General features: G+C 52.4%; 1 protein-coding gene. It reads right to left on the bottom strand.

The genetic code is table 11. The features are described from left to right. The coding region (locus tag AC5O77_RS22410; RefSeq protein ID WP_494507249.1) for an NAD(P)-binding protein at window positions 1-151 on the bottom strand (151 nt) is incomplete at its 3' end. Window positions 152-553 lie beyond the last annotated feature (402 nt).

Below are 553 nucleotides of genomic sequence, written 5' to 3'. Positions count from 1 at the left end.
ATTTTACGCCGTTCGGCCAGATGGAAATGGCGGCGCCGACCGGTTTGATTTGCTTGACCGCTTCAAACACCTCGGCGTTGATGCCAATGCGTTTTAGGGCAATGGCGGTACACAAGCCGCCGATACCACCACCAATAATGATTGCTTTCATCGTATGCTTCTCCTGTCATGATAGAGAGGAAAAGCAATTTCCGTACCAGTCCATTTATACCGTATTCAGGCGCAGTACCGGCAAACCGTATCTTTGTTCAGTATGCTGCTCGGTTTCATCTTCGGGATCAGGAATGGGTGATTGGCGGTATCGCCGCCGTCGTCTCGCGTAAATTTGCGCGCCAATGCTCAGCGTCGCTGCAATCAAACGGTGCATGGCTGCACCATGATGAGACGCTGGCATCGGGGAGGATGGCGGCGATGAGAGAAACCGCAGCGGGTTGGCTGAAGGGCAAATCCGTTACTGCCATTGACGGGTATTGAGCGAAAACGTGCTCTGAATTTCAAACAGCAGCAATAACCCCAGGCAGAGGGATTTACACGCAGTCGACATATGTCGCTA

The organism is Stenotrophomonas sp. INTA L402-1, assembly GCF_059295135.1.
This window is presented reverse-complemented; position numbering and strand designations above follow the sequence as displayed.